At 59.3% G+C, this 18,300-nt stretch carries 14 protein-coding genes and 1 pseudogene; 10 read left to right on the forward strand and 5 right to left on the reverse strand.

Annotation, left to right across the window (positions count from 1 at the left end; genetic code table 11):
- Positions 1-182 precede the first annotated feature (182 nt).
- Positions 183-1,937, forward strand: coding sequence for a chloride channel protein (locus IZV00_RS09225; RefSeq protein WP_196224383.1), 1,755 nt, complete (start codon positions 183-185; stop codon positions 1,935-1,937).
- A gap of 163 nt (positions 1,938-2,100) precedes the next feature.
- Here IZV00_RS09225 and IZV00_RS09230 read toward each other — a convergent pair whose 3' ends face one another.
- The 3 genes from IZV00_RS09230 to IZV00_RS09240 form a co-directional block, all read right to left on the reverse strand.
- The gene (locus IZV00_RS09230) at positions 2,101-2,421 is read right to left on the reverse strand and encodes a hypothetical protein (RefSeq protein ID WP_196224384.1); all 321 of its coding nucleotides are present in this window, start codon (positions 2,419-2,421) and stop codon (positions 2,101-2,103) included.
- A 123-nt stretch (positions 2,422-2,544) separates the two neighbouring features.
- Positions 2,545-3,375 (reverse strand): 23S rRNA (adenine(2030)-N(6))-methyltransferase RlmJ, encoded by an 831-nt coding sequence (locus IZV00_RS09235; protein WP_196224385.1) that lies wholly within the window; start codon positions 3,373-3,375, stop codon positions 2,545-2,547.
- A gap of 319 nt (positions 3,376-3,694) precedes the next feature.
- Entirely contained in the window at positions 3,695-4,576 is an 882-nt protein-coding gene (locus IZV00_RS09240; RefSeq protein ID WP_196224386.1) for a LysR family transcriptional regulator, read from the reverse strand.
- A 71-nt stretch (positions 4,577-4,647) separates the two neighbouring features.
- Here IZV00_RS09240 and IZV00_RS09245 point away from each other — a divergent pair, with 71 nt between their 5' ends.
- The 5 genes and pseudogenes from IZV00_RS09245 (at position 4,648) to IZV00_RS09265 (ending at position 11,889) form a co-directional block, all read left to right on the forward strand.
- On the forward strand, positions 4,648-6,396 hold the full coding sequence (locus tag IZV00_RS09245) for an AMP-binding protein (protein ID WP_230463159.1): 1,749 nt from the start codon (positions 4,648-4,650) through the stop codon (positions 6,394-6,396).
- A gap of 92 nt (positions 6,397-6,488) precedes the next feature.
- Positions 6,489-8,660 carry a TonB-dependent receptor gene (locus tag IZV00_RS09250; protein ID WP_196224387.1) on the forward strand — a complete coding sequence of 724 codons (2,172 nt, stop codon included), beginning with the start codon at positions 6,489-6,491 and terminating at the stop codon, positions 8,658-8,660.
- Between the two features lie 470 nt (positions 8,661-9,130).
- Positions 9,131-9,855, forward strand: a pseudogene (locus tag IZV00_RS21500) (alpha/beta hydrolase).
- Positions 9,856-9,930: 75 nt separating this feature from the next.
- Positions 9,931-11,115, forward strand: coding sequence for an acetyl-CoA C-acyltransferase (locus tag IZV00_RS09260; protein WP_196224389.1), 1,185 nt, complete (start codon positions 9,931-9,933; stop codon positions 11,113-11,115).
- Between the two features lie 12 nt (positions 11,116-11,127).
- Complete coding sequence (locus tag IZV00_RS09265) at positions 11,128-11,889, forward strand: SDR family NAD(P)-dependent oxidoreductase (RefSeq protein WP_196224390.1); 762 nt, start codon at positions 11,128-11,130, stop codon at positions 11,887-11,889.
- 169 nt (positions 11,890-12,058) lie between these two features.
- On the opposite strand, the gene IZV00_RS09270 is transcribed toward IZV00_RS09265, so the two are convergent.
- Complete coding sequence (locus tag IZV00_RS09270) at positions 12,059-12,358, reverse strand: CcdB family protein (RefSeq protein WP_196224391.1); 300 nt, start codon at positions 12,356-12,358, stop codon at positions 12,059-12,061.
- Positions 12,358-12,609, reverse strand: coding sequence for a type II toxin-antitoxin system CcdA family antitoxin (locus IZV00_RS09275; protein WP_196224392.1), 252 nt, complete (start codon positions 12,607-12,609; stop codon positions 12,358-12,360). Before IZV00_RS09275 ends, IZV00_RS09270 begins: the two co-directional genes overlap by 1 nt.
- Positions 12,610-13,144: 535 nt before the next feature.
- Here IZV00_RS09275 and IZV00_RS09280 point away from each other — a divergent pair.
- From IZV00_RS09280 to kdpB, 4 genes are all read left to right on the forward strand, one after another.
- Entirely contained in the window at positions 13,145-13,600 is a 456-nt protein-coding gene (locus IZV00_RS09280; RefSeq protein WP_196224393.1) for a hypothetical protein, read from the forward strand.
- 837 nt (positions 13,601-14,437) lie between these two features.
- Positions 14,438-14,527: a K(+)-transporting ATPase subunit F gene (kdpF, locus tag IZV00_RS09285; protein WP_143761320.1), complete on the forward strand. Its 90-nt coding sequence runs from the start codon at positions 14,438-14,440 to the stop codon at positions 14,525-14,527.
- A 15-nt stretch (positions 14,528-14,542) separates the two neighbouring features.
- A complete protein-coding gene (gene kdpA, locus IZV00_RS09290; protein ID WP_196224394.1) occupies positions 14,543-16,246 on the forward strand; it encodes a potassium-transporting ATPase subunit KdpA in 1,704 nt (567 codons plus the stop codon).
- Positions 16,247-16,258: 12 nt separating this feature from the next.
- Positions 16,259-18,289 carry a potassium-transporting ATPase subunit KdpB gene (gene kdpB, locus IZV00_RS09295; protein ID WP_196224395.1) on the forward strand — a complete coding sequence of 677 codons (2,031 nt, stop codon included), beginning with the start codon at positions 16,259-16,261 and terminating at the stop codon, positions 18,287-18,289.
- Positions 18,290-18,300 lie beyond the last annotated feature (11 nt).

The following is an 18,300-nucleotide window of genomic DNA, read 5'->3' on the forward strand; positions in this document are numbered from 1 at the left end:
GAGCGCCTTCTCCACGAAAACGTCCATCTCCGCCTTGGTCTTACGGCGATAGATGCGCACGCCAAAAGCGATAGTCATAGATCGACATCGGGAAGGGCGTCGGTTTCCCTTGCGCCAGGGAACGCTTGCGCGCAGTTCCTTCATCGTCTTGAATGACAACTGCTGTAGGGCGTTTTGGGACAATGCGGCAAAACTGGAAAGCGCTTATCAAGTCATTCGTGATCAGGCAGCGACTGCGCCTTCGTGAAAGCGAGGCAGCTTTCATCCTGCTCGCCGCCGCAGCCGGGGCCGCGGCGGGACTGATGACCAATGTGCAGCAAGGGCTGGCGCACGCTTTACAGCACATATTTTACGGAGTGACGATCAACCGGTTGAGCGCGCTGGAAACGATTCATCATCCCTTGCGCTTGCTGGCGCTTCCGCTGGGCGGAATGATGTTGATGTCTTTCGCGCTCCTGCTGAAGGGACGTAAGCGGGAGCCGATTGACGTCGTCGAGGCGAATGCCCTCCATGGAGGACGTATTCCAGCGACCGACAATCTTGTTATCGCAACACAAACCGTGATCTCCAACGGAATGGGCGCTTCAGTGGGGCTGGAGGCGGCCTTCGCCCAGATGGGCGGCGGCGTCGCTTCGCTGCTGGGGCAGTGGCTGAAACTTCGGCGTAACGATCTGCGTACGTTAGTCGGGGCAGGTGCTGGCGCAGCGATCGGGGCGGCTTTCGGCGCTCCGCTGACTGGCGCCTTCTACGCTTTCGAGATCGTGATCGGCCATTATACTCCCTCGGCAATTGCGCCCGTCATCGCGGCCGCTCTGGCCGGTGCTTCTGTGTCGCGAGCGCTGGGCGTGGAACCTTGGCTGATTGCAACGACTGCCAACAGGGTCATTGCTACAGAGGATTATCTGTTGTTTGCCTTGCTGGGCATATTATGCGCCTTGTTGGGCATCACGATCATGCGGCTCGTCACTTTCGCAGAGGTGCGGGTCCAGGGCTGGGTCAGACTGGGGCGATGGAAGCCGCTGATCGGCGGACTGCTGCTGATGCCTCTCGCTCTGGCGTCTCCTCAAACCCTGTCGGCGGGGCATGGGGCATTGCACCTCGACCTCATCCTGAAGCCTGCCGTCGGTCTCCTGCTGCTTATATTGAGCCTCAAGATCGCCGCATCTGTGATTTCCCTGAGCTTCGGCTTCCGGGGCGGTCTGTTCTTCGCCTCGCTGTTCCTGGGGGCTTTGGCGGGGCAGATTTTCGCTGGCATTGTCAACGCGTCAGGAACCGGACTCTCGCTCAACCCTGTAGATGCGGCCCTTGTCGGCATGGCGGGTCTGAGCGTATCGATCGTCGGCGGACCGATGACCTTGGCCCTGCTGATGCTGGAAACAACCCATGATTTCGGACTGATGGCTGTCGTGCTGACCGCTTCCTTGCTGTCGAGCGCGGTGACAAGAGAGCTGTTTGGCTATTCCTTCTCGACGTGGCGGCTTCATCTCCGTGGATCAAGCATTCGCGGTCCGCGCGACATCGGCTGGGTGCTAAACCTGACTGCCGCGCGCATGATGCGCCGGGACTGGGTATCGCTGGATGAGAATTGCACCGTGGCCGAGTTTCGGAAAAGAGTGCCGCTAGGATCGACGAGCAAGGCCGTCATCACCGATGCGGTCGGCCATTATCGCGGGATTGTATCGACGCCGGCAGTATATGCGCCAGAGCTCGAGGGGGATGCGCGAGTGGCCGAGCTTGCAACGCTGCGCGACGCGACGCTCCGTTCAGATGCCAATATCCAGACCATCCTGCCACTGTTCGACCGATGGGAGGCCGACGAACTGGCAATAGTTGACGATTCTGGCCGAATGTTAGGTCTGCTAACCGAAAAACATGCGAGACGCAGATATTTTGAGGAAATCGAGTCGTCGCAGCGGGCTCTGTTCGGTGAGGGCTGAGATTGAGATTGGCCGACCATTCGGAATGGCGGTAATTCCGGTGGTCGTCATGACGCCCCCTTAGAGCGCGCTGCGTTTAATAGGACGCAGATCGCGCGCTCTAGTTTTTTGCTATCGCATCGTTTTAAGCGCAAAATCGGTTCCCACTTTTGCGCACGATGCTCTAGTCGCCATTGGCATCAACCATGAAAACCGTGGGTTTGCCTCGCGACCCGGGATCCCATCCTGCCGATAATGCTGCCCGCACCCCCCGCGAAGCAATCGCATCGTTGATGTGCAAACGCCCTTTCGGCAATCCTTTCATCAGGCGCTTGGGTGCCGGAAATTGCAGCACGGCTTCGCGCGGCATGTCTCTCTGACGTAGGGAGACAGTCATTCCCTTCCAGCCATCGGAAGAGGACAATTGAGGCTCGCTCAAGAGTTCCCAATCATATTTGAAACCGTCGATCTCTACAGTGCCGCTGCGGCCGGGTGCTTGAAACATGTCATACCCTTAGCATGTCAGCAGCTTTACTCCATCCGTGGTATCGCAGCTTTTCTCGACGCTCTCAGTCGTCCTCAATCGCTGCAATTCCCCTTTGGGTGAAGGGGGTAGTCAGGGCTTATTTTAATCGCCCAACCAACCGGATATAATCTCGCCCTTATGCCCTTCGGGCGCTAACGTGGCGCGCAAAGCCTGCAACAGTGGCGGCAGCGCCTGCGTGAAAGCGTAGGGCGGATTGACGATATAGAGACCCGCGCCGTTATAGATTCCGGGTTGCTCGCTATCGTATAGCCAATGCTCCACCAACAGCAATTTCGGGATGCCGAGCTTGCGTAACTGCTGCTTCCACCGCCAATGCGTGGCGCTGTCTTTCAGCGGATACCAGATCACCGTCACGCCATGCGCCCATTTGCGGTAAGCGGCGGCGAGGGTGGCGGTGATACGCGCGCGTTCGTCCGGCTGCTCGTAGGGCGGGTCGACCACCACCACGCCGCGCGCGGTGCGGGGCGGCAGCATAGCCAGCCAAAGTTCGTAGGCGTCGCGTTCATGCACAGCCGCGCTGGTGCCCCGCATCGCGCCGCGCAGGGTGTAAGCGTCTTCCGGATGCTTTTCGTTCAGGATCAGGAAATCCTGCGGGCGCAAAAGCTGGGCCAGAAATCGCGGTGAGCCGGGGTAAAGCCGCGGTTCGTCACCCACATTCACCGCCCGTACGGCGGCACGGTATTCGTCCAGCAACGGGTTGGGATCGGCAAAGGCCCGCAGCACGCCCTGCGTGGCTTCGCCGGTGCGTTGGGCTTCGTCGCCGCCAAGGTCGTACAGCCCGCAGCCGGCATGGGTGTCGATCAGGGTCAGCGGACCCGGCTTGTGCTGCAAGGCCCGCACCAGGGCGATCAGCAGGCTGTGCTTTACGACATCGGCGCTATTGCCAGCATGGAAGGAATGGCGATAATTCATTGTGGTTCAAAGTCCTGACGGCCTGCCTTTAGACGAGCTGCGGGACCTTCTGCAAAGCGAAGTTATGGCCGTGCCGCTATTGTTGGGCGCACGAACCGAGTGCAAGGCGATTGAAGCAACCAGTCCGGTGCTCGCATAGGGTCGGGCGGAAACCATGCCAGTGAAGAAGGCCTGCACGAACATCTTGATATTGCGATCGCTGCGACCGGGCATCGCGCGCGGAAAGATCTGCTCCGTATCGGCTCGGCCCTAAAGGGGGACAGATGATCGACAACGAGAGCGCTCCCCTCGGGCCTCGCATCCTCGTCGGCCAACCGGCTTAAGCGGCTGCCAGCTTAGCCGCTGTCCAAAATGCTTCTGCAGATGGGCTGAGCGCCGCATGCCGTCTCAACAAAGAGAAAGGCAACCAGGGCGCGTGATCGAAAGCTATGCGCACGACCGAAGGGAGCGATGGTGAATCTCCCTCGAAGTCGAAAAAGGCTGCGAGAAGATCATCTTCAATTTCCTCGGGGGGACCTTCGGCCATCTCGGGATTTTCCACAAACCTCACGCTCTGCGCGGGCAACGGCTTATAAAGTTCATCCCACAAACGCGGGTTCAATCCTCTCGTGAAGACCTGAACTCGCTGCCCTGCGAGATCAGCGGACGTAATCAACGACCGCGATGCCAGCGGGTGCGACCGAGACATCGTTATGGCCAGGCCAAACCGCCTTAACGTGATTCCTTCGAACTCCTTTTCGTCGAAAGACCCCATCATGAAAGTGAGATCTATGCTGCCCTGCCTTAACCGTTCCAGAAGTGCGAGGCTCCAGCCTATATCTATTTCCAAACTGACATTGGGGTACTGGGCTGCAAATTGTTCAATCAGCATCCGGCGCTGATGTATCGGCCTGGAATATGGCGCCGCGCCCACCCGCAACAACTTGGATTTTGGCTGATGCAACCCCATTGCCAGGGCGTTCGCTGCCTCAACAGCATCAGCCACCGCTTTGGCCGCAACGAGGAATTCGGCGCCGCGCGCCGTCAATACCACCCTGCGGGTCGTGCGGGTGAAGAGAGCGAAGCCTAGAAGGTCTTCCAACCGCCGGATCCGTGCCGACAGCCAAGGCTGTGCGATGCGCAGACGAGCGGCCGCCTTGGCGAAAGATGCTTCATCTGCGACAGCTGCAAACTCGATAAGAAGGCGCGGATCGATCCGCATCTGACGCTCCCGGATGGTCGTTCAAAGAAGAGATAAAGACGATTTTCGACATAGTCGAGTGAGGATTCGTCTTGGACTTCGCTCACCGCCGCAGCGATTATCAGACGACAGCCACGCTCCGCAACCAGGGTGAGCGACATAAACAAATTACCGATCGGCAGATGTCATCGGAATTCCGGCTGAATAAAGGAGCGGGACAGGTGACGCCGAACGGCAAAAGTTATGCCTCTGCGATAAGCGAATTCGATCTTGAATCAGAACTTCGAGAACTGCGTCAACGAGATAGCAAGCATGTAAACGCAGCCGAGATTTGCTGTGATCGATATGCTGACGACAAGGCGGCGGTCGCACTTCGTTACCGGAACTCTCTTGGCGTGCAAAGTGAATGGACTTTCGATTCTCTCAAAATCCATTCGGAACGGCTTGCACGGCTCCTCGCGTCGCTGGGTATCAAGAAGGGCGATTGCATCGCCGGGCTACTTTCCAGAACGCCCGAATTACTGATCACCGCTTTGGCGGCCTGGCGGATCGGCGCCATTTACCAACCACTATTCACCGCCTTTGGTCCTAAAGCAATCGATCACCGTCTGATCGAAGCCGGAACGAAGGCAATCGTCACCAGCGCAGAACATCGCAGCAAGATCAGCGGCGCTGCCGCCATCCCGGTGTTGACGACCTCTGCGCCTAAAGGAAGTGACCATGACTTCTGGTCAGAGGCTGTCGGTCTGGAACGAGACTTAAGTCCGGCATCGTGCACATTGGATGATCCGTTCCTGATGATGTTCACATCTGGAACAACTGGCCTGCCCAAGGCTCTTCATGTGCCCATTCGGGCGATTGCAGCCTTCAAGCGTTACATGCTCGATGGCATCGGATTGAGCCGTGACGATGTCTTCTGGAACATGGCCGATCCCGGCTGGGCCTATGGCTTATATTATGCCGTGGTGGGGCCGCTTTCCCTCGGGTTTGCTACCACATTCTTCGAAGGTTCATTTTCCGTTGCTGACACTTACCAGACGATCAAATCCTTTGGTGTGACAAGTCTCGCAGGGTCGCCGACAGCTTACCGGATGATGATGGGCGCAGGTCCGGAACCTGCCGCCGCCGTCCGCGGACAATTGCGGGCTATCAGCAGCGCTGGCGAGCCCCTCAATCCCGAACTGGTCCGCTGGTTTGCCGAACATCTGAATGCGCCGATGCGGGATCATTACGGCCAGACTGAGCTAGGCATTGTTCTTTGCAATCACCATGGCCTGACCCACCCGGTGGCCATAGGTTCGGCGGGCTATCCCCTGCCCGGCCATCATATTGCGGTGCTTGATGATCAAATGCTGGAACGAGGCGTGGGGGAGCCAGGCGTCCTTGCCTTGGACAGTGCGCGCTCTCCGCTCATGTGGTTCGACGGCTATTTAGGGCGGGAAACATCGGCATTGGTCGATGGGTGGTATCTCACCGGCGATACATGCGAACGGAACGAAGATGGCAGCATTTCCTTCATCGGACGGTCCGATGATGTGATTACGACCTCAGGTTACCGCGTAGGCCCCTTCGACGTCGAAAGCGCCCTGCTGGAGCATGAGGCTGTTCTTGAATCGGCAGTTGTCGGCAAGCCGGATCCTCAACGCACGGAGATCATCAAGGCTTTCATAGTCCTCAACGATGGTTTTGAACCCGACGCTGAATTGGCCGAAGCTTTGAAGCTTCACGTCAAGTCACGCCTTTCGGCACATGCCTATCCGCGCGAAATCACTTTTGTCGATCAAATCCCAAAAACACCTAGCGGGAAAGTACAGCGCTTTCTTCTTCGGGAAAGAGACTGAATAAACGGCCTGAATAACGATCAGGATTATAACTGATCACAAAATAAATAACGTATTTTGAGGGGAATAAAATGTCGAAAAATCTGAAATTGATGGCATTGATTGCGACGATGAGCAGCACCACGGCGGTATACGCCGCCCCGACGCCTGCTGATCCAGCCTATCCTGATGCTCCGGCATCCTCAGCATCGCCCGAACAGGGATTAGGCGATATCATCGTAACTGCCCAACGCCGCTCCGAAAACCTGCAAAAGGTGCCGATCGCTATCAGCGCCATGACTTCCGAAGCCCTGGCAAATACAGGCGTCACTCAACTTAACGACCTGACCGCTATGATATCCGGGTTCGCCGGACCAGGAGACAACTCGAACCGCCCGCCTCATTTGCGCGGGGTCGGCAGTCAGACGAATGTCGATGGCAATGACAGCGCAGTGGCCTATTCGATCGATGGCGTTTTCCTCCCCACCTTCAACCCCGCCGTCCTGGCCATCAACTATGTCGACCGCGTTGAAGTGTTGAAGGGGCCTCAGGGAACGCTCTTCGGCCGCAATTCCACCGGGGGTCTGATTTCGGTCATTACAAGGTCGCCTACGGATCGCTTCGAGGCTGAGGGAGAAGCTGGGTACGGTAATTACGATACAGTCGAAGGATCATTCTACGCTGGCGGGCCGTTGGCGGACGGTATCAAAGCTAATTTGGCGCTTCAGGCAAGCCGCCAGGGCGATGGCTGGGGCCGCAACCTGCCGGACGGACGGGACGTCCATCGCAAGCCGCTGGTCTTTTCCGCGCGGAGCAAATGGCTGCTTGAACCCACCGACGGAACCAAGATCACGCTCACGGGCGACTATGAGCAATATAAGTCCGTTGGCGGACTGACCCCGCATCAGGTCACGGGCACCGTTTCAGCCTTCGGCACCAGGGAGACGGCGAAGGATTGGGATTCCAATGTCGATACGATCGATAGGCAGAAGAGCGAGTCCGGCGGCGTTTCAGCCAAGATCGAGCAGGATTTGGGCTTCGCAACGCTCGTCAGCCTCACCGCCTATCGCAAGACCCACGCTTTGCCAAAGGACCTGGATTATGATGCGACGCCGATCTATGCCGTCAACGTAACAAACGATCTTAGAAACCGCCAGTTCACGCAGGAATTGCAGTTGATCGGCAATCCCGGGTCTAGACTCCAGTGGCAGCTCGGCGCTTATTTCCTGTCATCGCGCGACCAGGTGGACACATATCTGGAAGGCGGATTGCTCGCCCCAGCCCTTCTGGATGTCGCACATGCCCGGCAGCGCACGCGGTCCTTGTCCGCTTATGGCCAAGGCACGTACAAGCTGACCGACGACACGCGGCTTACCCTTGGACTGCGCTACACGAAGGAACGGCGCAAGATGAACGGGATCGAAATCGCCACCTTGCCCCTTGCAGGCGGCGGAACCGAAGACGTTGAAGTCGCCAACGTCGATCAAAGGGTGTCGCAGGGCGTGGTGACATGGCGCGCCGCGATCGATCATGATTTCGGGCCGGACACATTGGGCTATGCCTCCATCAACAAGGGCTTCAAGAGTGGCGGGTTCAATTTGGACGTCATCACAAACCCTCCTTACAAGGCGGAGGAGCTCATATCCTACGAAGCGGGCGTGAAGACGAGCCTGCTCGACCGGAAATTGAGGCTCAATGTTGCGGGCTTCTACTATGATTACAGCAATATCCAGATCGTCGGGCTGGGTGCGACCAGCCTGGTGCTCTATAATGGACCCAAAGCCAGGATTTACGGGGCTGATGTCGACATAGATGCGCAGGTCACGCCGCGCCTGACCCTGTCGGGTAACTTTGAGCTGATGAAGTCAAAGTTTGGAGATTTCGATCAGGCGGTCTTCTACCGCCCCCTGCCTGGCGGCGGATATGAGCAATATGCCGACAATGCGCGGGGCAACAAGCTTCCGCTCGCTCCGGGCTTTACCGGCTCTCTCACAGGCGTTTACAAGATTCCAACCGACCATGGTGAATGGCAACTGGTCGGTACGGTCTCCCATAATTCTGGCTTTTACACGGAAGTCGACAACAGGCTGCGTCAACCGGCCTATACATTATTGGCCGCAAACATACGCTACACGCTTCCGGGGGATCGCGTTTACGTGAAGCTATGGGGCGAAAATCTGACCAATGAAAAGGTCGTCAATTTCCTGGCGACGACGACTTTGTCGACGGCCGTGGTTCTGGACGCGCCACGAACTTATGGATTCACCGTCGGCTTCAAATATTGATCGGATCACGGCCTGGTCCGCAACCGGCCCAGGCCAAATTTTAAAGTCCCTGTGTCATTTGCGTGGAGGGTCACTTGAGCAATTCGAAAGTGGATATGCAAACTTCCCGGCGTGAGTTGTTCGCTGGCAGCATTGCCGGGATCCTGGCCGCGCAGGCAGCTTTCGGACAGGCGGCGGTAGCGAAATCGCCAGCGGAAGGCGACCTTGCGCCGACGCTGGATCAACGGTTCCTGCCCAGTTCGATCGATGAAGCGACCAGGCGGGTCAATGCTATCATTGAGGCGGATGATGCTGATTTGAAGCTTTTGAGCGATGTGAAGGAGATCAGAAAGCTCTTCTACGGTCCACCCGCCTGGACGCCAGATGTCGCAGCCGCCGGTACGCCGGGCATGAAGCTGATGCCGATGCCGCCAAAATCGGCTGTCAGTGAAAAGCTGATCCCGGGTCCATCAGCCAAGCCTGTTCGTCTGATGATCCTCCAGCCACCCGGCAAGGCACGGGGCACCTATTTTTATGTGCATGGCGGCGGCTGGGTTGCGCAAAAGCCGGAAGATTATCTGTCATTCCTCTGGAGATTCTGCCGGGAGGCGGAAGTCGCAGTCGTCGCTCCGGAATATCGTCTGGCGCCCGAAAATCCTTTTCCGGCAGGGCCAGACGATGTTCTGGCAGCGGCGAGGTGGCTCTTTACCTCCGGTCAGAAGGAATTTTCCGGCCCGTTCGTGATGGGCGGCGATTCCGCTGGTGGTCATCTGGCGGCGCTGACCCTTCAGCGTCTTCGCGACGAAGCGAACCTCACGCCGTTCGTGGGAGCCGATCTTGTCTACGGCGTCTATGATTTCAACATGACGCCCAGCGTCCGGCTGCATGGGCCGAAACTACCCCTCTCGACTGGCATGACGAAATTATGCACCGATTGGGCCTGCCCCCCGGCAAGGACAGGTTCGATCCCAAAGTGTCGCCGCTATACGGCAGCATCGCTGGGATGCCGCCCGCCTTGTTCACAGTGGGCACGCACGATCCTCTGCTCGACGACACGCTGTTCATGGAGCAACGCTGGCGCGCTGCGGGCAAGGCAGCCATCCTGGAAGTGTACCCCGGCGGGGTGCACGGCTTCGATTGGCTGCCCTTGGCCATCGCCACCCAGGCCGTAGACCGGCGCGTTCAGTTTTTGAGCAGCATCGTCCGCTCAACGTAAGACTGCATGCAGGTTGGCCGCTCACGCCCGCTGGCAACTCGAAGGGCGCTGCCCTTGACTATTGAAGGTTGAATTATGGAACGGGATCCCGTCGTCATTGCAGCTTATGCCCGCACGCCCATGGGCGGCTTTCAGGGGGCACTGTCCTCGTTGAAGGCGACGGAGCTTGGCGCCACCGCCATCAAGGCCGCCATGGAGCGGGCAGCACTGTCGCCGGACGCCGTCGACCGCATCTACATGGGTTGCGTCCTTCCCGCTGGACTCGGCCAGGCGCCAGCGAGGCAGGCGGCGTTGGCTGCGGGCCTTGGCCTCAATACCGAAGCGACCACCATCAACAAAATGTGTGGGTCGGGCATGCAGGCCGCCATCATGGCGCAGGAGGCGCTGGCATCCGGCGCGGCCGATATCATCATCGCCGGTGGGATGGAGAGCATGAGCAACGCCCCCTATGCCCTGCCCAAGCACCGGTCGGGCGCGCGCATCGGGCATGACCGCATCATCGACACGATGATGATGGACGGGCTGGAGGACGCCTATGAGCCGGGCAAGGCGATGGGTGTCTTTGCCGAACGAGCCGCGCGCGAATATCAGTTCGGCCGCGCAGAACAGGATGATTACGCCATACGCTCCCTCGCCCGTGCCAATGAAGCGATCGCCAGCGGGGCATTCACGCGCGAGATCGCAGCAGTGACGGTCACAGGACGTAGCGGCGACAATATCGTTGATACCGACGAGCAGCCTGGCCGGGCGCAGCCGCAGAAGATACCGCACCTCAAACCCGCCTTCGTGACTGACGGGACGATAACGGCGGCGAACGCCTCATCGATATCGGACGGCGCGGCCGCTCTCGTCATGACGCGGCGGAGCGTTGCGGAGCAGATGGGATTGTCCTTGATCGCCCGTGTCGTCGCCAGCGCCGCGCACGCTCATGAGCCCGCGCTGTTCACAACCGCTCCCGTACCCGCGATGCGGAAGGTGATGGATAAAGCTGGCTGGCGCGTCGAAGACGTCGATCTGTTCGAGGTCAACGAAGCCTTTGCTGTCGTGGCGATGATCGCGGCGAGGGACCTCAACATCCCCGTGGACAAGCTGAACATCAACGGCGGAGCCACGGCGCTTGGCCACCCCATCGGCGCATCAGGCGCGCGCATCCTCGCGACATTGTTGGCGGCGCTGGAAAATAGGGGCCTGAAGCGCGGTGTGGCGAGCCTGTGCATAGGCGGCGGCGAGGCTACGGCCATGGCTATCGAACTGATCTGACCGGAGAAAAGCATGAACATCAAGGATTTCGCTGCCGTCGTCACGGGCGGCGCTTCAGGGCTGGGTAAAGCCACGGCTCGCATGCTGTCGGACAAAGGGGCGCGGGTCGCGATCTTCGATCTGAATGAAGAGGCAGGACGCGCCACCGCGACTGAGATTGGCTGCCATTTCGTTCAGGTTGACGTAGCTGACGAAGCCAGCGTCTCGGCGGGTCTGGACGCTGCCGAACAGGCCCATGGCGTGGCGCGGATCCTCATCAATTGCGCAGGCATCGCGCCCGCGATGAAGACGGTCGGCAAGGAAAATGCCCCCCACCAGCTGGCGCTTTTTCGCAAGACGATAGAGATCAACCTCATCGGCACCTTCAACTTGCTGTCCAAGTTCGCCGCTCGGGCGGCGGATCTGGAGGAGATGGACGGCGAACGCGCCGTGATCGTCAATACCGCCTCGGTCGCAGCCTATGAAGGGCAGATCGGCCAAGCTGCCTATGCGGGGTCAAAGGCCGGGGTAGCGGGCATGACGTTGCCGGTCGCGCGCGATCTTGCTCCCCATAAGATCCGCGTCATGGCCATCGCTCCCGGCATATTTTTGACTCCGATGGTGGAAGGCTTTCCGCGCGACGTGCAGGATGCGCTCGGTGCCCAGGTTCCGCATCCAAGCCGACTGGGCAAGCCATCGGAATATGCTCAGCTGGTCGAAGCCATCATCCGCAATCCGATGCTGAACGGGGAAGTGATCCGGCTGGACGGCGCGATACGAATGGCGCCACGATGATGTAGGTCGAGAGGTAAAGCACAACCTCACGAGCATCTCGCAGACCCGGATCAGCGGGAGTCGGCGATCGCCATCACTTCCTATTGAAGGTACTTTGGTACGATGCGAAGTCCGAATGCGACCTGCGCCATAGCTGCGGACCGCCACGACAATCGACCCGATTGCCCTTTCAAAATCCGATAATCAGCATATCCAACGCAGCACTAACAGCGTCTTGTTCAGAAGTGAGGGATTGGACGGCATCCCCCAGTTCACGGGTCGGGACGCTCGCTGCAAACTGCGTCACCATTACCAGCCTTTCGCTTTCCACAGCCAAAATCGGGTTCAATCGTATAGCGGGTTTCGGAGCCTCGCTGATCGGCAACAGTGGGACCACCAAACGAGTGTTGAGATCGCTCAGAAGGTCTGCCTGACAATCGAGCACATACGAACCGCCCTGCTTCAATCGGTACACATCAAACTTAGCCATTAGAACCGACGATGCTGACTCAAGGGCAGACCGTGCTGTTCAACATAGCTGTTCGAGCTTTCTAACGCGGCAGCATTCTCCTCTTTCCAGAGGCGGCCCCGCTCCATCGCAATCTGCTCAGCCAATCCAACCTCACAGGCGCGGGAAATATTGATGCCCAGCCGTTTCGCTTCAGCTACCAGAGCTATATCCAGTGACACATTGGTCGGCTTGCGAGCCTGCGTCGCCAAATCATACTCGCGCCTGCCCATGAGAGCCTCCTCAGATTCATGCGCACATATATGCGCATTTCAAGCGAGGCCGTCAAACAATGTAAGGTCGCGCAAATTAGTCGCAGTTATCAGACTTTTGCCGGAGCTTTATACTACCCTGATGAGTCCCGCCCCTCCCACAAGCGATCATTCTATCGAGAAAATTCGAACTGAACTCAGATTTGTTACCCTCGTGACACAAGCACGGCCTTCACCGGTTATCGCAGCGCACAATATGGCAATTTCGACCTCTATTTGGCCTTTATCGAGTAGGGTCTTTTCCTCCCGTGATCGGGCGGACGGCTGGGCTACATCGCTCCAAGCGTTTGAGTGATGAACGAATATGGTGAGAATCCGCGACGGCCCCATCTCGCAGGCCTTGCAGTACGGAAGATCCGGCCGATAATGACGGGTTCTAATCCACTTAGCCATCGCGCTACTCAACTCTCTCAATGAAGGTTTTCCGTTGCGTCCCGGCTCCAAAAGTAAGTCACTCCCGTCCCGCCATCTTGCGATCGGCGACGGTGCGCAGACGATGTGGATCAAATTGCGATGGGAGGCGAACCTGATCAAGGACGCTCATGGCAAGCGGCCAGTGGATGCTATTTCACTGATGTTTGGCGCAATCAACTTTGCGATTACAGCCCGCGCATTGGAAGACTGGGCGAGCAAGGAGTTGCAACAGCGAGAACGACGCAACGGCTTCAATTCAGCCAAGTACCGGAAAGATATCCAGGCAGCGGTCCCGATGCAGCCAGCATTTCGTGATATCGCCAACACCGCGAAGCACGGTGCCTACCGTGAGGAAAATTGGCTCGGAGGAACCGTCGAGTTGGTTCACATGCCGGGTTTGGCTGATACCGATCGAGAGTTCGCCTTGATTTATCATGCGGAGGATGGTCACGCTCATGACAGCCTTACGATGTTCGAAACGGCAGCGAACGATTGGCTGCGCTACCTCAGGGCACAGAAGCTTATAGTCGGCCTATGAAAAATGGAGCGCCGATTTAACCGCCATTCCCTCAGTCCTGCCGAATCATAAGCCCAACGCGACTCCCACTGGGACCACGAGGGACCATCTCACAGCGCTTTCAGTGGGGGAGGCCCGGCCGATAAAGCCAAGGCTACGGTGCGCTTACGTGACTCGAATAGCGCCTTGATATGGCTGGTCTTCTCGACTTTCTCAAAAGTCAGGTTGACCGACAACCCCGCCCTTACCCCCCGACATTTTTGACGACTTCCGGCACGCGTTCGAGTCACAATTCCGTCAAAACTCAGAATCATCGACGCCCGATTCTCTGAAAACTCGTGCAAGGCAACGTCGTTTGGCAGGCACTCAATGGCATCGGCTGGCCGTTTGCGGAATGGCCGGGTAAGATAGTAGAACGAGGCAAGCTGCCACTCTCCCTCATTTTGCCAGCGCCAGCCGGTCGCCCCACACGTCTCGACTGCGATTCAGCGGGAGGAGAAGTTCGCCTAAGTCCAGCGAAATACCCAAGGGCAATAAACTTTCCCAGAGCTGATGAAATATCGCCAACCCTATGCAAATACTATGAAGATCGCCGCCTCTCGATCTCGATAAGCAATGGTCATCGGCAATATCTGAAATCCCTCACGAATCGCTGCCGATATCAGCGCGGCGCGTCTTTGGGGAAATCGGCATGACCAGGATTATAGCCATCTTATCCCTTCTGCGCTCGGCGCTGGCACCAGCTTGGTAGAAGGAAGAGACGATGCAAGATCTGCTTTGGATCGGCGCGTTACTCGGGTTGCTGGCGGCAACGCTCGCCTATGCCCGATTGTGCGACCATGCGTGAGGGAGACGGCGATGACGCTTGACCTCTCGCTGGCCGCGCTCACCGCGATCGGCCTTCTTCTCTATCTCGTGGCGGTGCTCATCCGCCCCGAACGCTTCTGACGGGGAGCTTGGACCATGACCATCCAGGGCTGGATGCTGATAGTCGCTTTCATCGGCATATTGGTGGCGCTGACCGAGCCGGTCGGCCTGTGGCTGTTCGCGCTCTACGAGGGGCGCCGCACACCGCTTCATGCCGTGCTTGGACCAATTGAAAAAGGCTTTTACAAACTGTCCGGCATCGACCCGGCTGTGGAGCAGGGGTGGCGCCGATATGCGGTCCATATGCTGCTGTTCAATTTCGTCGGGCTTATCTTCACCTATGCCGTGCTACGACTCCAGGGTCTGCTGCCGCTCAATGATATGGGCTATGCCGGAATCGGCCCGGACGGCGCATTCAACACCGCGATCAGCTTCACGACCAATACCAACTGGCAATGGTATTCGGGCGAGGCGGCGATGTCGAACCTGTCGCAAATGCTGGCGCTGACGCTGCATAATTTCCTGTCGGCGGCCACTGGCATCTCGCTCGCCTTTGCCTTCTTCCGCGGCTTTGCCCGGCGGGAGGCAGCCAGTATCGGTAATTTCTGGGCGGACGTAACGCGCATCACCCTCTATCTGCTGCTGCCTATCTCCATCGTCTATGGCGTCTTTCTTATTGCCTCTGGCGTGCCGCAGACGCTGGCCGCCTCGGTAGATGTGACAACATTGGAGGGTGCAAAGCAGGTGCTAGCGCTCGGCCCGGTTGCTTCTCAGGAAGCGATAAAGATGCTGGGCACCAACGGCGGGGGCTTCTTCAACGCCAACTCTGCGCATCCGTTCGAGAACCCGGGCGCGCTTACCAATTTTGTTCAGATGCTCTCCATCTTCGTGATCGGCTTCGGCCTTACCTGGTGCTTCGGCAAGGCCGTTGGCAACACCCGGCAAGGCTGGGCGATATTGTCGGCCATGACGTTTTTGTTCCTCCTGGGCGTGGCCGTCACTTACTGGCAGGAGGCGGCGGGCAATCCCGTTCTTCACAACCTTGGTGTTGTCGGCGGCAATATGGAGGGCAAGGAAGTCCGGTTCGGCATCGCCGCCTCCGCCCTTTTCGCGGTGGTCACGACAGCGGCGAGCTGCGGCGCGGTCAACGCCATGCATGACAGCTTTACAGCGCTCGGCGGCATGATCCCATTGTTCAACATGCAGTTGGGAGAAGTCGTTATCGGCGGCGTCGGCGCGGGTATATATGGGTTTCTGCTATTTGCCATCCTTGCCGTGTTCGTTGCTGGGCTGATGGTCGGCAGGACACCGGAATATGTCGGCAAGAAGATCGAGGCGCGGGAAGTGAAGCTGGCGGTGCTCGCGATTGCTATTCTGCCGCTCTGCATACTTGGGCTGACCGCGCTGAGCGCCGTTCTGCCCGCCGGGCTTGCCGGGCCGCTCAACAAGGGGCCGCACGGCTTTTCGGAAATCCTCTACGCCTACACCTCCGCCACCGGCAATAACGGCTCTGCCTTCGCTGGGCTGACGGCCGGCACGCCCTTTTACAACGGCCTGCTTGGGATCGCGATGTGGCTGGGGCGCTTCTTCGTGATCGTACCGACGCTGGCGATCGCGGGCAGCCTGGCTGCCAAGAAATACACGCCGGAAAGCGCGGGTTCCTTCCCCACGACGGGCGGCCTGTGGGTCGGGCTGCTGGTCGGCATCGTCCTGATCGTGGGCGGTCTCACTTTCCTGCCGAGCCTCGCGCTCGGACCCGTCGCCGATCATCTCGCGATGATCAGTGGACAACGTTTCTAAAGGGAGCGCTCGATGGCACGCCCAACCAGCAAATCCATGTTCACGGCGGAACTGATCGTGCCTGCGATCCGTGACGCATTCTTCAAACTCCATCCCAGGCAACTGATCCACAACCCGGTGATGTTCGTCACCGCCTGCGTTGCATTGCTGCTGACGATCCTGCTCGTCATCGGCAGCGACGCGCTGGCAATCGGCTTCAAGCTGCAACTGGCCGTCTGGCTTTGGCTGACCGTGCTGTTCGGCACCTTCGCCGAGGCGCTGGCCGAAGGGCGTGGCAAGGCGCAGGCCGCTTCGCTGCGTGCCACAAAGGCGGAACTGGTCGCAAAGCGGATTAAGAATGGCCGCATCGAGGAACTGCCCGCCAGCCAGTTGCGCGCGGGCGACATCGTGCTCGTCACCACCGGTGACCTGATCCCGGCCGACGGCGAAGTGATCGAGGGCGTAGCATCCGTCAACGAATCCGCCATCACGGGCGAGTCCGCGCCGGTGATCCGCGAGGCGGGCGGCGACCGTTCGGCCGTGACCGCTGGCACCCGCGTCATCTCCGACGAGATCGGGGTCAGGGTCACGGTCGATCCGGGCCAAGGCTTTCTCGACCGGATGATTGCGCTGGTCGAGGGCGCGGAGCGGCAGAAAACGCCCAATGAGATCGCCCTCACTATCCTGCTCGTCGGCCTTACGATCATCTTCCTGATCGCGGTTGGAACGATCCCCGGCTTTGCCAGCTATGCTGGCGGCACGATCCCCGTCGCGATCCTCGCCGCGCTGCTCATCACGCTGATTCCGACGACCATCGCAGCCCTGCTGTCCGCCATCGGTATAGCGGGCATGGACAGGCTGGTGCGCTTCAACGTGCTGGCCAAGTCGGGCCGGGCGGTCGAGGCGGCGGGCGACATCGACGTGCTGCTGCTCGACAAGACCGGCACCATCACCATTGGCGACCGGCAGGCGTCCGAATTCCGAACTGTGGACGGCACACAGCCGGGCCAGCTCGCTGAGGCCGCGTTGCTCGCCAGCCTGGCCGACGAGACGCCGGAGGGCCGCTCCATCGTCGTGCTGGCGCGAGAGAAATTCGGCGTGAGGAGGGCGGACCTGCCCGCCGATGCAACGGTCATCCCCTTCACCGCTCAAACCCGTATATCGGGCGTAAAAGCCGGCGGAACGCTGATTCAGAAGGGCGCGGTGGACTCGATCCTGAAGGCCAATCCGGGCCTCGACGAAACCGCCGCCGCGACCGAGTTGCGCCGCATCACCGACGAGATTGCCCGCGCGGGCATGACCCCGCTGGCGGTTGCGCAGGACGGCCGGCTGCTGGGCGCGATCGCGCTCAAGGACATCGTCAAGGCGGGGATAAGGGAACGGTTCGCCGAACTGCGTCGCATGGGGATCCGCACCGTCATGATCACCGGCGACAATCCCCTGACTGCCGCCGCAATAGCCGCCGAGGCAGGCGTGGACGATTTCCTCGCGCAGGCGACGCCGGAAGACAAGCTGGACCTCATCCGCCGGGAGCAGCAGGGTGGCAAGCTGGTCGCCATGTGCGGCGACGGAACCAACGATGCGCCCGCGCTCGCGCAGGCCGACGTTGGCGTTGCCATGAACACCGGGACGCAGGCCGCACGCGAGGCAGGCAATATGGTCGATCTCGACAGCGACCCGACCAAGCTGATCGAGGTGGTCGGGCTCGGCAAGCAGATGCTGATGACCCGCGGCGCGCTTACCACATTTTCGGTCGCCAATGACGTCGCCAAATATTTCGCGATTATCCCGGCCATGTTCGTGGCGCTCTATCCGGGCCTCGGCGTTCTCAACGTCATGGGCCTCGCCACGCCGGAAAGCGCGATCCTCTCCGCTATCATCTTTAACGCGCTCATCATTCCGCTGCTGGTTCCGCTGGCGCTGAGGGGCGTGACCTACAAACCGATGGGGGCAGGCCCGCTGCTGGCGCGCAACCTCGCCATCTATGGCCTTGGCGGTCTGGCAGCGCCGTTCGTCGGCATCAAGATCATCGACATGGTCGTCGGCGGTCTCGGTCTCGCATAAAGGAACTTCTC

Origin of the sequence: Sphingobium sp. Cam5-1 (assembly GCF_015693305.1) — a bacterium.
In the GTDB taxonomy this organism is placed as follows: Bacteria; Pseudomonadota; Alphaproteobacteria; order Sphingomonadales; family Sphingomonadaceae; genus Sphingobium.

What these genes read in the sequence shown, in the direction of transcription:
- kdpA (WP_196224394.1), top strand. Translation starts at nt 14,543, where the DNA reads ATGACCATCCAGGGCTGGATGCTGATAGTCGCTTTCATCGGCATATTG.
- IZV00_RS09265 (WP_196224390.1), top strand. Translation starts at nt 11,128, where the DNA reads ATGAACATCAAGGATTTCGCTGCCGTCGTCACGGGCGGCGCTTCAGGG.
- kdpB (WP_196224395.1), top strand. Translation starts at nt 16,259, where the DNA reads ATGGCACGCCCAACCAGCAAATCCATGTTCACGGCGGAACTGATCGTG.
- kdpF (WP_143761320.1), top strand. Translation starts at nt 14,438, where the DNA reads ATGACGCTTGACCTCTCGCTGGCCGCGCTCACCGCGATCGGCCTTCTT.
- IZV00_RS09235 (WP_196224385.1), bottom strand. Translation starts at nt 3,375, where the DNA reads ATGAATTATCGCCATTCCTTCCATGCTGGCAATAGCGCCGATGTCGTA.
- IZV00_RS09260 (WP_196224389.1), top strand. Translation starts at nt 9,931, where the DNA reads ATGGAACGGGATCCCGTCGTCATTGCAGCTTATGCCCGCACGCCCATG.
- IZV00_RS09240 (WP_196224386.1), bottom strand. Translation starts at nt 4,576, where the DNA reads ATGCGGATCGATCCGCGCCTTCTTATCGAGTTTGCAGCTGTCGCAGAT.
- IZV00_RS09275 (WP_196224392.1), bottom strand. Translation starts at nt 12,609, where the DNA reads ATGGGCAGGCGCGAGTATGATTTGGCGACGCAGGCTCGCAAGCCGACC.
- IZV00_RS09280 (WP_196224393.1), top strand. Translation starts at nt 13,145, where the DNA reads ATGTGGATCAAATTGCGATGGGAGGCGAACCTGATCAAGGACGCTCAT.
- IZV00_RS09250 (WP_196224387.1), top strand. Translation starts at nt 6,489, where the DNA reads ATGGCATTGATTGCGACGATGAGCAGCACCACGGCGGTATACGCCGCC.
- IZV00_RS09225 (WP_196224383.1), top strand. Translation starts at nt 183, where the DNA reads ATGCGGCAAAACTGGAAAGCGCTTATCAAGTCATTCGTGATCAGGCAG.
- IZV00_RS09270 (WP_196224391.1), bottom strand. Translation starts at nt 12,358, where the DNA reads ATGGCTAAGTTTGATGTGTACCGATTGAAGCAGGGCGGTTCGTATGTG.
- IZV00_RS09230 (WP_196224384.1), bottom strand. Translation starts at nt 2,421, where the DNA reads ATGTTTCAAGCACCCGGCCGCAGCGGCACTGTAGAGATCGACGGTTTC.